The following is a 13157-nucleotide window of genomic DNA, read 5'->3' as shown; positions in this document are numbered from 1 at the left end:
CCGGCTGCCCTGCCCCAGCTAACCGTGGAGGTATCAATGACGATCACCACCCGCGCCTCGATCGTGCGCGGCGCACCGGGCCGCTACGAAACGGTCGAGGTCGAGCTCGACGACCCGCGCCAGGGTGAGGTCACCGTCAGACTCGCGGCGTCCGGGCTGTGCCACTCCGACGACCACGTCGCCACCGGTGACGTGCCGGTCGGCATCTATCCCTTCGCAGGCGGGCACGAGGGCGCCGGCGTGGTGACGGCCGTCGGCCCGGACACGCCGGGCTTCGAGGTCGGCGACCACGTCGTGTTCTCGTTCCTGCCCGCCTGCGGTGCGTGCGAGTTCTGCGCGCGCGGGCAGTCGAACCTGTGCGACCTCGGCGCGTCCCTGCTCACCGGCGCGCGGGCGAACGACCCGGCCAGCTTCCGGATGCACCTCGACGGCGAGCCGGTCGGGCAGCAGTGCGGCATCTCCACCTTCAGCGAGTACACGACCGCGGCCGTCGACTCCGTGGTCAAGATCGACAGGAGCATCCCGCTGCGCTCCGCCGCACTCGTCGGCTGCGGCGTCCCGACCGGCTGGGGCTCCGCGGTGAACTCGGCGAACATCTTCCCCGGCGACACGGTGATCGTCATGGGTATCGGCGGCATCGGCGCCAACGCGTTGCAGGGTGCGGCGCACGCGGGCGCCACGACGATCATCGCCGTGGACCCGGTGCCGCAGAAGCTGGAGTGGGCCAAGCAGTTCGGTGCCACGCACGGCTACGCGAGCATCGAGGAGGCCGCCGAGTTCGCCCGATCGATCACCAACGGCCAGGGCGCCGACGCCACGATCGTCACCATCGGCGTCGTGCGGGGCGAGCACGTGGGGCAGGCGCTGGCCTCCATCCGCAAGGCGGGCACGGTGGTGCTCACCGGGCTCGGGGACATCACCGCGGCCGGTGCACCGATCGCGCTCGGCGACCTGACGCTGATGCAGAAGCGGTTGCAGGGCTCGCTGTTCGGCGAGTCGAACCCGCGCCGCGACATTCCCAACCTGCTGCGCATGTACCAGGCGGGACAGCTCAAGCTCGACGAGCTCGTGACCCGCACGTACACGCTCGACCAGGTCGCCGAGGCCTACGAGGACATGCACGCCGGCCGCAACATCCGTGGCCTCATCGTCTTCGACTGACACCACACCGACCCCAGGAGTACCTGCCATGCGTACCGATATGTACATCAACGGAAAGTGGACGGGTGGCAACGCAACCACCTTCGCCACGCACAACCCCGCGACCGGTGAGGTGCTCGCCGAGCTGCCGGAGGCAACGGTGTCCGATGTGGACGCCGCTGTCGAGGCCGCCGCAGCGGCGTTCGTCTCGCCGGCGTGGGCGGGGCTGCTGCCCGCGCAGCGGGCGCGCCTGCTGCTCAGGGTCGCCGACCTGCTGGAGGAACGCGCCGACGAGTTCGCCCGCCTGGAGACCACCGACCAGGGGCAGCCGCTGGCCATCAGCGGGGGTTTCTCGGTGCCCAACGCCGTCGAGCACTTCCGCTACTACGCGGGCTGGGTCACCAAGATCACCGGTGTCACGGCGCCGCTGTCGGTGCCCGACGTGGACTACCGCACCCGGCGTGAGCCGCTGGGCGTGTGCGGGCTGATCACGCCGTGGAACTTCCCGCTGATGATCCTGGTGTGGAAGCTCGCGCCCGCGCTGGCGACCGGCAACACGGTGGTCGTCAAGCCCGCCGAGCAGACCCCGCTGACCACGCTGTTGCTCGCCGAGGTGCTCGAACAGGCCGGTGTGCCCGCCGGCGTAGTCAACGTCGTGACCGGCGGCCCTGAGGCGGGCAAGGCACTGGTCGCGCACCCGAAGGTCGCGAAGATCTCCTTCACCGGCTCCACCGCGGTGGGCAGGGAGATCGCGGCCGAGGCCGGGCGCGCGCTCAAGAGGGTGTCGCTGGAGCTGGGCGGCAAGGCGCCCAGCATCATCGCCGCCGACGCCGACCTCGACGCCGTCGTCGAGGGCAACCTGATGAGCGGCCTGCTCAACTCCGGGCAGGTCTGCGCGGCGGCCACCCGGTTCTACGTCGACCGCCGCCGCGCCGACGAGTTCGCCGAGAAGATGGCGGGCGCCGCCGACTCGATGACGCTCGGCTCCGGGCTGGACGAGAACACCCAGCTCGGCCCGGTGGTCTCGCGGGAACAGCTCGAACAGATCGACCACTACGTGGGCATCGGCAAGGCGGAGGGCGCACAGCTGCTCGCGGGCGGCAGCCGGGCGGGCGGGGAGCTGGCCGGCGGCTACTTCTACCGGCCGACCGTGTTCGCCGGGGTGACGCAGGACATGCGCATCGCCAGGGAGGAGATCTTCGGGCCGGTGCTGACGGTGCTGCCCTACGACGACCCCGGCGAGCTCGCGCCACGGGCCAACGACACCGAGTACGGCCTGGCCGCCTACATCTGGTCGCGCGACATCGGGGTCGCGAACCGGCTCGCGCACCAGGTCAAGGCGGGAACGGTGTGGATCAACATGCCGCCCCTGCTCGACGCGGGCGCCGCCTGGGGCGGGATGAAGTCCTCGGGGCAGGGCCGCGAGATGGGCTGGGAGGCCATCGAGGCGTTCACCGAGGTCAAGAGCATCTGGACGAGCCTGGCCTGAGCGCCTCCGGCGGGTGGCTATCGCGCCGCCCGCCGGATCTCGGCCGCCGTCTGCCCGAACTCCGCCTTGAGGGCCCGGCTGAGGTGCGTGGCGTCGAGCAGGCCCCACCGGGCGGCGATGGCCGCCGTCGTGCGATCGGCCAGGGCGGGATCGGCCAGGTCCCTGCGGATGCGGGCCAGCCGCTGTCGCCGGATCCACGCCGAGAGCGTCAGCTCTCGCGCCCGGAACACCTTGTGCAGGTAGCGCACGGACACCTGGTGAGCACGCGCGACCGACTCCACCGTCAGGTCCGGATCGCTGAGCCGCGCGAGGCAGTGGGCCAGGACGCGGTCGGCGAGGTCGTCACCCGGTTCCGGGCGCAGCGTGGTCAGTTCCGAGAGCACCATCGACACGAGCGCGTCGGTGAGGTGGTGCGTCGCGTCGCCGGTGAACATCCCGCCGTCGCCGGGCAGCACGTCGGTGAGCGTGCGGAAGAACCCGCCCACGACGCGCTGGACACCGTGCGAGGTGGGCACGGCCATCGCCGTGCGCCGGGCCAGCGTGTCGGCGTGGGCGCCGAGCCGCGACTTCGGCACGGCCACCACGGTGGTGTCGTACGGCTCGGTGAAAGTGAGCTGGTAGGGGCGGTCGGTGGCGTAGTTGACGAGGTCGCCCGGGCCCAGTACGCACCGGCGTCCGTCCTGCTCCACCTCCCCGCGGCCCGCGGTCAGTACGGTCACCTTCACCAGGTCGGGGTCGGCCGAGGTGATGAGGCTCGGCAGGCGCTGTACCCGGCAGGGCCCACAGCGGATGCGCGTGACCACCACGTCGCCCGCGGTGGCGGCACGCAGCGCGCCCGTGAACGGGCCCGGCCCCAGCGGCCGGATGCGCAGCGGCGCGAAGGCCGTCGAGGCGCTTGCCTCGAACGAGGCGACGTGCTCGTCCACGCTCACCGACGTCATGTGCTCAGCCTACCGACCGTTCGGGTAATGATCGCCCACGATAAGCCTCCGGCCAGGCACGTTCAAGCGTGGCCGCGATGCCGTGGCGGCGGTGCCGGGGCAGCCCCGGCACCGCCGCCACGGGGTCAGGAGGTCACGAGAGAGAGCCCGTAGACGTCGAGGATCTCGTTCACGGGCTGGAACCAGGTCTCGCCGCCGCTGCCGCAGTTGCCCCAGCCGCCGGAGGTGACGCCCTGTGCCTGGTCGCCGGTGATGAACGAGCCGCCGGAGTCGCCCGGTTCGGCGCACACGCTGGTCTTGGTCATCTCATGGACCGCGCCCTGCGAGTAGTTGACCGTCTCGTTCTTGGCCAGCACCGTGCCGCAGTGCCAGTGCGTGGTCGACCCCGACCGGCAGATCGACGAACCGACGGGTGCTTCGGCCGAGCCGCGGACCAGCCGGTCCGGTACCGCGCCCCAGCCGAGCACAACGGGCTCGGTCCACCAGCCGTTGCCGATGCGGACGAACGCGTAGTCGTTGCCGGGGAACGACGAGCCGGCGAAGCTGCCCATCCGGGAGCCGTCCCAGCCGGACACCGAGGCACCGACCCCGCCGCAGTGCCCCGCGCTGACGAAGCCGCCCTGCACGGAGAACCCGATGGAGCAGCGGGTGTTGCCGTTGATGTAGTAGGGATCGCCACCCACCGTGCCCGCCGCGAAGGTGCGCGGCTGCCCAGCGATCTCGGTGACGGTCACCGGGCCCGCGTCGCGCGCCCGGTCGAGGAACTCCGCGACGCCGGTCGCGCCGTCCCGGACCGAGACGACCACGCTCCCGGACCGCGGGTCGGCGTGCCAGCTTGCCACGCCGCCGGGCACCTCGCCGCGGGCGGCGTAGGCGTCGAGGACCGACTTCGTGGCGTCCAGTTCCGCCTGCGTGTGCTCGACCTGGGTGGTCGCGGCGCCGGTGGCCTCGACGGCGGCTGCCCGGCTCCGGTCGGTGAGCCCCACCACGAGCCTGCCGCGCCGGGGGTCGAACCAGGAGCCGCCGTAGGCCTCGCCCGCGGCCTTGCGCGCGGCCGGGCCGATGCGCAGGGCCGCGGACTCCTGGCTGAGCCGCGCGACCGTCTGCGCCTTGCTCAGGCCGAGATCGCGCTGCAGCGCCGTGACCATGCCGTCCGGTGCGGCAGGAGCCGCCTCGGCGGGCGCGGAGGTGCCGCCGGACAGCGCACCGAGCGCCATCAGCGCACAGGCGCCCAGCGCTCCCAACAGTGTCCGTCTTCTGTTCATGATGCTCTCGTTTCGCAGCAGGGACTGGGTGAGGGAGAGCGCGCTCACCTACCAACGTGGTACGTCGGCACCTGCCGCGTCAAGGTCTAGACCAGTGAACCTTTCACGTTCTACAGTGAGTGACGCGCTTCTGCTCGCCCGGCAGCGAGCCGAAGGGCACCTTGGGTGCACGTGCGGTACCCAAGGTGCCCTTCGGCTCGGCCGCGGCGCACGGCAGAAGGCCTGACTGGTCTGTCTACTGAGGAGTGAAGGGTTTCTCAGCCGGTGCCGGCGAGCAGTTCGCGCACGCGGGGCACCACCTGCTCGCCGTACAGCCGGATCGACTCCAGCCGATGCTCGTGAGGCAGTGGCCCGCCGCCGTACTTGAGCTGGAAGCGCGACAGCCCGAGCGTGCGCACGGCCCAGGCGATCTTGCGGGCGACCGTCTCGGGCGAGCCGACGAACAACGCGCCGCGCGGGCCCGCCATGGCGTCGTAGTCGGCGCGCGTCATCGGTGCCCATCCCCGTTCGGCGCCGATCTTGGCGAAGGCGGCCTGGTGGTGCGGGAAGTGCTGGGCGATCGCCAGTTCGTCGGTGGCTGCGATGTGGCCGGGGCTGTGCAGGGAGACCGGCAGCTCCGCATGGCCCGCCTCGGCGAGGGCGCGCCGGTACAGCGTCGCCAGCGGTGCGAACTGTGCGGGCGAGCCGCCGATCACCGCCAGCACCAGTGGCAGTCCGTAGGCCGCCGCGCGGACCACCGACTGCGGGGTGCCGCCGACGCCCACCCAGGCGGGCAGCCGCCCGGACTCGGTGAGCGGGTAGGCCTGCGCGCCGTCCAGCGGGGCTCGCACCGTGCCGCTCCACGTCACCGGCTTCTCCCGCTGCAGGTGGGTGAACAGGTCGAGCTTCTCCGCGAACAGCACCTCGTAGTCGGACAGCGAGTAGCCGAACAGCGGGAACGACTCGGTGAACGAGCCCCGTCCCAGCGTCAGCTCGGCGCGGCCGCGCGAGAGGGCGTCCAGCGTGGCGAACCGCTCGTAGACCCGCACCGGGTCATCGGAGCTGAGCACGGTGACGGCGGTACCGAGCCGGATCCGCTCGGTCTGCCCTGCGATCGCCGCGAGCACGACGTCGGGCGAGGACACCGCCATCTCGGCGCGGTGGTGCTCGCCGACGCCGAAGTAGTCCACGCCGACCTGGTCGGCCAGCACACCCTCGGCCACCACCTGGCGGATCGCCTCCGCCTGGCTCACGGGCTGGCCGTCCGGTCAGTTCTCCACGTCGCCGAAGGTGTCCAGTCCGAAGGTCGGCCGCTGCCGCGTGCCCAGAATCTCGTCACCCATGCCCCACTCCTCAAGCAGTTGAACGCTCAAACATATGGGGAGACGAGCCTATTCCGTGCGCGTCGGCCGGGCGCTCCCGATTGTCGCGCCCGCCGGATTATGCGTACGGTTTTCGTGTGCGGACAGCTGGCGTCGTCGACCACGTGCGGGGCCTCGGTGTGCACGATCACGTGTGCTGGTGCTTCGACACCCGGGCCGAGTTCCGGGCCCGGGCGGCGGAGTTCCTCGCCGACGGCCTGCGGGCGGGCCAGCGCGTGCTCTACATCGCGGGCGGCGAGCCGGGAGCGCTGGCGGCAGAGCTCCGGCAGGTCCGGGGCTGGGACGACGCCCTGACTTCCGGGGCCGCGGGCGTCGCGTCGGTCGAGGGCACCTACACCGCGCGCGCCGTGGTCGATCCCGCGCAACAGGTCGTCACCTACGCGCAGCTCACCGAACAGGCACTGGCGGAGGGCTTCCGCGGCCTGCGCCTGGCCGCCGACGCCACCTCGCTCGTCCGCACCGCCGACCAGGTCGAGGCGTTCGCGCGGTACGAGCACCTGGTCGACAGCTACATGGCGAGCGCGCCGTTGAGCGCGCTCTGCGCATACGACCGCACCGAGCTGGGTCAGGCCCGCATCGAGCAGATCGCGTGCATGCACCCGATCGCGAACAGTGGCGCGGCCGCGTTCCGCGTCCACGCCGGCGGGCGTCCCGGGTGTGCCGCCACCGTGAGCGGCAACGTGGACGCGGCGAGCGTCAAGCTGTGGACGCACGCGCTGCGGTGGGCACGGCCCCGCCCGGACAGCGACGACCGGCTGGTGCTCGACGCGGCCGGGTTGGAGTTCATCTCCCACCGCGGTCTGCTGGAGCTGGCCGAGTACGCGCGGCAGCGAGGCGGCTCGGTGGTGTTGCACGACGGCCCGTCGTCGGCTGCCAGACTGACCGAGGTGCTGGGGCTGTCCGGCGTGCGCGTCGACCCCGTGCGGCGGCGGCCACGTGACGGCCTCCGGAGGGCACCCGACAGCGAGAGAACACGATGAACCACGGTGTGGCGGCACTGCGGCGCCCGCATGTGCACGAGGCAGGCTTCTACGGTTCCGACGCCGAGTTCCGGGCGATGATCGTGCCGTTCGTCGAGGACGGCCTCGCCGCGGGCGAGCCGGTGATCCTCGGCTACGACGAGCGCAAGACCGGCCTGCTCCAGGGCTGGCTCCACGACCCGTCGGCGGTGACGTTCGTCTCCGGAGACGAGCTGTACGGGACACCGGCCCGGGCGATCTCGTCCTACGAACGGCTGTTCCAGCGGCACCTCGACGCGGGCGCACCCGGTGTCCGCCTCGCCGGGGAGGTCCCGCATGTCGGCAACGGTGGCCGGTTCGAAGGCTGGGACCGCTACGAGGCCGCGCTCAACGTGCTGTGGGCGCCCTACCCTCTGCGCAGCCTCTGCCTGTACGACGCCACCACCGTGAGCCCGGCAGTCCGCGACGTGGTCGAGCGAACCCATCCCGTCCTGGGCACGCCATCCGGAGACCGCCGGGACAACGACCGCTACGACGGCACGCCGGTGCTGGGCGGCCTGGCCTCCGCCCCGGACCCGATCGAGGCCTCCGCGCCCACGGCCGAGCTCAAGAACCCCACCCCGGCCGAGGCCCGGCATGCATTGGAACAGGTGGCCGATCGCCGGGTCGACGAGCAGACGCTGACCGACCTGGTCATCGGTGTCAGTGAGACCGTCCTCAACGCGCGAGTACACGGTCGTGCCCCGGCGACGGTCCGCATCTGGGCGGAACCCGAACGCGTCGTGGTGCACGTCAGCGACAGCGGCTCCGGGCCCGCCGACCCGCTCGCCGGGCTCGCGCCGGTGGCGAACAGCCCGACGAACTCCGGGCTCGGGCTCTGGCTGACCCACCAGCTCGACGTCGAGGTGGCGCTGCTGGCCGGGCCCGACGGGTTCACCGTCCGGCTGCGGGGCGGCAGGTCGACGCCGGCCCTGCTGTGAGCAGCCCCGAGGAGGACACCCCGTGCCGCGCATGTAACCGCGCCGCGCGGACGGCACCCGTGAGGGGCGTCAGGACCGGCGGAGCAGCCGGGACGCCAGCCTGCCGCCGCCGGGGGAGCGGCGAGGCCGCACCGCGAGCCTGCCCGCCACGACGTCGTCGAGCAGGGTGCCGACCGTCTCCTGTGCGCAGGTCTTGTTGGCGCCGATGCCGCCGGAGGGGCCGCGCTTGATCCAGCCGACCACGTAGTCGCCCTGGCGTCCCTCGACCCGGCCCGCACTGTGCGGGATGGTGCCGGTGTCCTCGTCGAAGGGCAGGCCGGGCACCGGCGCGCCGCGATAGCCGACCGCCCGCACCACCTGGCCGGTGGCGATGGCCGTCTCCCCGGCCGCCGCGGTCACGCGCAGGCCGCGCACCTGCTCGGCGCCCAGGATCTCCTTCGGCGCGGAGTGGAAGCGCAGCACGATCCGGCGCCGCCCGTGCGGCGGCGGCGCCGACCAGTCGACGGGCCGCCTCGGCAGGCCCTGCAGCAGGGCCGTCTTGCTGCCGGGGGAGGCCGTGTCGATGGCTTCGGCCACCCGGGGATCGTGGTCGTCGATGACCAGGTCCACGCCGGTGCGCTGGGTGAGGGCCAGCATCTCGGGTGTGGTGTAGGCCGCGGCGTCGGGGCCGCGGCGCGCGAGCAGCACCACCTCGCGCACCTTGCTCGACGCCAGCTGGGCCAGTGCCTCCGGTGAGATGGAGGTGCCCTCCAGCTCACCCGGGTCGGCGGTGAGGATGCGGGCCACGTCGAGTGCCACGTTGCCGTTGCCGACCAGCACGACCCGTTCCGCCGAGAGGTCCACCGCGTCGGCGGGCACGTCCGGGTGGCCGTTGTACCAGCTCACCACCCGGGTGGCGGGAAGGCTGCCCGGCAGGTCCTCGCCGGGGATGCCGAGCGCGCGGGCCGAGGACGCGCCCACGGCGTAGATCACCGCGTCGTGCCGCGCCGCCAGCTCGTCGACGGTCACGTCGCGGCCCACCTCGGCCCCCAGCCGCAGCCGCAGCCGCGGGTGGTGGTGGAAGCGCGCGAACGTCTCGCCGATCTTCTTGGTCGACGGGTGGTCCGGTGCGACACCGAAGCGGACCAGGCCGCCCGCCACGGGCAGCCGGTCGATGAGCGTCACCCTGGCGTTGGTGTGCAGCAGCAGGTCCTCGACGGCGTACATCCCCGCGGGCCCTGTGCCCACCACCGCGACGTCGAGCACCGGGAAGTCGCTCGGGATGGCGCGGTCGAACGTCGGCGGGCCCCACGCGTGGAAGTTCGGCGCGGGGTCGGCGCTCGCCCTGCCGTCCTGCCCGGCGTAGTAGTCCGCGTTGATGCCTGCGTACGCCCGCAGCGGTCCGGTGAGGGCGTCCACGGGGAAGATCGCGTCGACAGGGCAGGCATCGGCGCAGGCCCCGCAGTCGATGCACGCCGCCGGATCGACGTAGAGAATGTCGGTGCTGCCGAAATCGGGCTCGTCCGGCGTCGGGTGGATGCAGTTGACGGGGCAGACGGCCACGCACGAGGCGTCGTTGCAGCAGGTCTGCGTGATCGCGAAAGCCATGGCGTCAGATCAGGCTGGCGCGCTTGTAGAACCACATCGACGCGCGGGTGAGCAGGCCGGCGGAGTCGAGGAACTCCATCAGCCCTGCGCAGCTCGAGCGCATCATCGACTTGTGGTGCTCGTTGGCCTTCGCCTCGCGGATCGCGCGCTTCGGGTCGAGCCCGGCGTTGGCGTAGACGTCCTTGCTCACCATGCTGGTGACGATGAAGTAGGAGGCGATGGCCACGACGAGGGCGTTGATCTGCTTGCGCAGCCTGCCCGCGCCCTTGAGCCGCTCCCGGGTCTCCTCCCTGGCGAACTTCATGTGACGCGACTCCTCCACCACGTGGATGTTGTTGACGGTGCGGACGAAGGGCACCACCCGCTCGTCGCGCATCCAGTCGCGCTGCATGACGTCGAGGACCTCCTCGGCGACCAGGATCGCCGCGTAGGCGGCCTCGCCGGCGGCGACGGTCTTGAACGCGCGGCCCAGCTCGACCACGAACCGCCGCGGCCGGTAGGCGGGGGCGCGCAGCTTGGCCGCACCGCGCGCGAACATGATCGAGTGCCGGCACTCGTCGGCGATCTCGGTGAGCGCCCACTGGAACGCCGGGTCGGTCGGGTCCTTGGCGTAGAAGTCGCGCAGCACCATCTGCTGCAGGATCATCTCGAACCAGATGCCGGTGCTCGCCACCGACGCCGCCTCCTGGCGGGTCAGCTCGCGCTGCTGTTCGGCGGTCAGGTCGTCCCAGTACGACGTCCCGTACAGCGTGCTCCACTCGGGGCTCGCGCCGTGGTAGCTCGGGTCGAGCGGCGTCTCCCAGTCGACCTCCGTCGCGGGGTCGTACGACAGCGTCTGCGAGGAGTCCAGCAACCGCTGCGCGACCGCCTGGCGGTCGGGCGCGGCCTCGTCCGCCTGCGTGCGTGTGTCGGCCCTGGTCATGGCGCACTCCCTGACGTCGTTGCCTGTTACTTGGATTTACAGTTACCAACGGTAACACACACTCGGGCCCGCGGGAAATTCCTGTCGCCGGGTTGTCGAGTCGCGGGCCCGCCGCTCGTCCTTGCCGTGTCAGTGCCTCACGAGAAAGGACGATGGCGATGAACACCGACGTTGCGGAGACGATGGAGCAGTACCGCCGTGCGCTGGACGGCTTCGACGCGGTGCTGGCGGCCGTGCCGGCGCAGGCCTGGGACGCCCCGTCGATGTGCTCGGAGTGGACCGTGCGGGACGTGGCCGGGCACGTCGTCTGGGCCCAGCGGCAGCTGCGGGCCTGGGCGGCGGGCGAGCAGGACCCGCCCCGCACCGGTGCGCCCGGTTCGCCGCACCCGGGCGAGCTGACCGGGGACGACCCGGTGGCCACGTGGCGCGCGGCGCGCGCCGAGTCGGTGCCGGCGCTGACCGGCGAGGCGCTGGGCCGGACGACCTCCATCACCGGCATCGGCGACGTCCCGCTGATCGCGGTCCTGCCGTTGGTGATCACCGACACGGTGGCGCACACGTGGGACATCGGGCACGCGCTCGGGCTGGACGTCACCATCGAGTCCCGGCTGGTCGACGTCGCGTTCGACTGGGCGCGGGACTACGTGGTGCGCCGTCCGGGCTTCTTCGGGCCCGAGCTGACGCCGCCCGGCGACGCGGACGCGCAGACCCGCCTGCTGGCCTACCTGGGCCGGCCGGCCTGGGAGTCCGTCCCGGCCTGACGAGCCTGGACGGGGGCGGCAGCCGGGTGGCCGCCGCCCCCGTCGTGCCGTCGCTCAGGCGCCGGGCTCGTCGAGCGCCAGCAACCGCCCGGCGAGGAAGCGCCGGTCGGCGGGCTTCGTGGCCAGCTCGTGCGCTCGGCGGTAGGCGGCGGCCGCCTCGCCCGCGTGCCCGAGGCGGCGCAGCAGGTCGGCGCGGGCGGCGTGGAACAGGTGGTAGCCGTCCAGTCCGTCGACGTCGTCGAGCAGGCGGAGCCCGGCCTCGGGGCCGTCGGCCATGGCCACCGCCACCGCGTGGTTGAGTGCCACCACCGGTGAGGGCCACGCGGCGAGCAGCTCGCGGTAGAGCGCGACGATGCGGTCCCAGTCGGTCCGCTCCGCCGACGCGGCCTGCGCGTGCACGGCCGCGACGGCGGCCTGCAGCTGGTAGGGGCCCGGCGCGCCGCGGCGCAGTGCCCGGTCCAGCAGGCCGACCGCCTCGGCGATCTCGGCCCGGTCCCACAGGGAGCGGTCCTGCTCCTCCAGCAGCACCACCTCGCCCGCAGGGCCGTAGCGGGCGGCGGCTCGGGAGTCGTGCAGCAGCAGCAGCGCGACGAGCCCGAGCGCCTCGGGCTCGTCGGGCAGCAGCGCGGCGATGAGCTTGCCGAGCCGGATCGCCTCGGCCCGCAGCGCGCGGTACTCGCCGGTCTCGGCGTCGGCGGTGTAGCCCTGCGTGAAGATCAGGTAGACCACCGACAGCACCCCGGCCAGCCGGTCGGGGAGCAGGTGGTCCGGCGGCACCGCGAGCCGGATGCCCGCGTCGCGGATCTTGCGTTTGGCGCGGACCAGCCGCTGCGCCAGTGTGGACTCGCTGACCAGGAACACCCTGGCGATCTGGGCCGCCGTCAGCCCGGCCACGGCCTGCAGGGTCAGCGCCACGCGCGCCTCCGGGGCGAGCGCGGGATGGCAGCACGTGAAGATCAGGCTCAGCCGTTCGTCGCCCACGGCCGCGAGCCGGTCCTCGCCGAAGTCACTCATGCTCACCCCGCCCGGTTCGCCGCGATACGCCGCGTCGGCCTGCTGCTGTTTGTCCTTGCCCAGCCGCGCCCGGCGCAGCCGGTCGATCGCGCGGTTGCGGGCCGCCGTCAGCAACCACCCGACAGGGTCGTCCGGCGCCCGCCCCGCCCAGCGCCGCAGGGCGAGGGCGGCCGCGTCCTGCAGCGCCTCCTCGGCGAGTTCGAAGTCACCGAGCACGCGGACCAGTGCGGCGAGCATCCGCGCGCGGTGTTCCCGGTAGACCTGGTCCACCAGCTCGGCAGGCCCGGCCACCTCAGCTCACCCTCCGCGCCGCTCGGCCTGCCCGGCGTGGTCGGCGCCGCGCGCCCCCGCCAGCGGCCGGATCTCGATGCTGCCCTGTTCGGCCAACGGGCACAGCGCGGCCAGTTCGAGCGCCTCGTCCAGGTCACGGCAGTCGAGCACGTAGTAGCCGCCGAGGTGCTCGTGAGTCTCCACGAACGGCCCGTCGGTGATGATCGGGCGGCCCTCCCGCACGCTCACGGTGGTGGCCGTGTGCTCGTCCAGCACCGGGTCCCCCGCCACGAACACGCCCCGGCGGCGGCACTCGTCGGCGAACGCGTTGACCCGGGCCACCGCCTCGGCGAAACCCGGATCCGCCGGTTCCGGCCGCTCGCAGTTGTAGATCAGCAGCAGGTACTTCACACGCCCTCCAGACCTCGTCGATGCCGGCTCGGTGAGCCGGCACAGAGAATGACGAGC

The 13157-nt window shown here is 72.6% G+C and carries 11 protein-coding genes and 1 pseudogene; 5 read left to right on the top strand and 7 right to left on the bottom strand.

The window, feature by feature from the left end:
• Positions 1-36 precede the first annotated feature (36 nt).
• Both BAY60_RS24385 and BAY60_RS24380 read left to right on the top strand, forming a co-directional pair.
• Entirely contained in the window at positions 37-1161 is a 1125-nt protein-coding gene (locus tag BAY60_RS24385; RefSeq protein WP_112283342.1) for an NDMA-dependent alcohol dehydrogenase, read from the top strand.
• A gap of 28 nt (positions 1162-1189) precedes the next feature.
• Entirely contained in the window at positions 1190-2629 is a 1440-nt protein-coding gene (locus tag BAY60_RS24380) for an aldehyde dehydrogenase family protein (RefSeq protein ID WP_112283341.1), read from the top strand.
• 17 nt (positions 2630-2646) lie between these two features.
• Here BAY60_RS24380 and BAY60_RS24375 read toward each other — a convergent pair whose 3' ends face one another.
• The 3 genes and pseudogenes from BAY60_RS24375 to BAY60_RS24365 all read right to left on the bottom strand — a co-directional run bounded on the left by BAY60_RS24375 (position 2647) and on the right by BAY60_RS24365 (position 6157).
• Positions 2647-3570 (bottom strand): AraC-like ligand-binding domain-containing protein, encoded by a 924-nt coding sequence (locus BAY60_RS24375; RefSeq protein ID WP_112283340.1) that lies wholly within the window; start codon positions 3568-3570, stop codon positions 2647-2649.
• Positions 3571-3695: 125 nt separating this feature from the next.
• Positions 3696-4835, bottom strand: a complete 1140-nt coding sequence (locus BAY60_RS24370; RefSeq protein ID WP_112283590.1) for a S1 family peptidase — start codon at positions 4833-4835, stop codon at positions 3696-3698.
• 257 nt (positions 4836-5092) lie between these two features.
• Positions 5093-6157, bottom strand: a pseudogene (locus BAY60_RS24365) (LLM class flavin-dependent oxidoreductase).
• Between the two features lie 116 nt (positions 6158-6273).
• Between BAY60_RS24365 and BAY60_RS24360 the strand changes: the two are divergent.
• Both BAY60_RS24360 and BAY60_RS24355 read left to right on the top strand, forming a co-directional pair.
• On the top strand, positions 6274-7176 hold the full coding sequence (locus BAY60_RS24360; RefSeq protein ID WP_112283339.1) for an MEDS domain-containing protein: 903 nt from the start codon (positions 6274-6276) through the stop codon (positions 7174-7176).
• Positions 7173-8135: a sensor histidine kinase gene (locus tag BAY60_RS24355; protein ID WP_112283338.1), complete on the top strand. Its 963-nt coding sequence runs from the start codon at positions 7173-7175 to the stop codon at positions 8133-8135. Before BAY60_RS24360 ends, BAY60_RS24355 begins: the two co-directional genes overlap by 4 nt.
• 69 nt (positions 8136-8204) lie before the next feature.
• Here the strand turns inward: BAY60_RS24355 and BAY60_RS24350 are convergent, their stop codons facing one another.
• A complete protein-coding gene (locus BAY60_RS24350) occupies positions 8205-9722 on the bottom strand; it encodes an FAD-dependent oxidoreductase (protein ID WP_112283337.1) in 1518 nt (505 codons plus the stop codon).
• A 4-nt stretch (positions 9723-9726) separates the two neighbouring features.
• Positions 9727-10644, bottom strand: a complete 918-nt coding sequence (locus BAY60_RS24345; protein ID WP_112283336.1) for an AurF N-oxygenase family protein — start codon at positions 10642-10644, stop codon at positions 9727-9729.
• Positions 10645-10802: 158 nt separating this feature from the next.
• On the opposite strand from BAY60_RS24345, the gene BAY60_RS24340 reads away from it, so the two are divergent.
• Entirely contained in the window at positions 10803-11405 is a 603-nt protein-coding gene (locus BAY60_RS24340; RefSeq protein WP_112283335.1) for a TIGR03086 family metal-binding protein, read from the top strand.
• Between the two features lie 54 nt (positions 11406-11459).
• Here the strand turns inward: BAY60_RS24340 and BAY60_RS24335 are convergent, their stop codons facing one another.
• Both BAY60_RS24335 and BAY60_RS24330 read right to left on the bottom strand, forming a co-directional pair.
• Positions 11460-12710, bottom strand: a complete 1251-nt coding sequence (locus tag BAY60_RS24335; RefSeq protein ID WP_281272760.1) for an RNA polymerase sigma factor — start codon at positions 12708-12710, stop codon at positions 11460-11462.
• A 6-nt stretch (positions 12711-12716) separates the two neighbouring features.
• Positions 12717-13100 (bottom strand): YciI family protein, encoded by a 384-nt coding sequence (locus tag BAY60_RS24330; RefSeq protein WP_112283334.1) that lies wholly within the window; start codon positions 13098-13100, stop codon positions 12717-12719.
• Between the last annotated feature and the right edge of the window lie 57 nt (positions 13101-13157).

Source organism: Prauserella muralis, from assembly GCF_003202285.1.
Taxonomy (GTDB): domain Bacteria; phylum Actinomycetota; class Actinomycetes; order Mycobacteriales; family Pseudonocardiaceae; genus Prauserella_B; species Prauserella_B muralis.
This window is presented reverse-complemented; position numbering and strand designations above follow the sequence as displayed.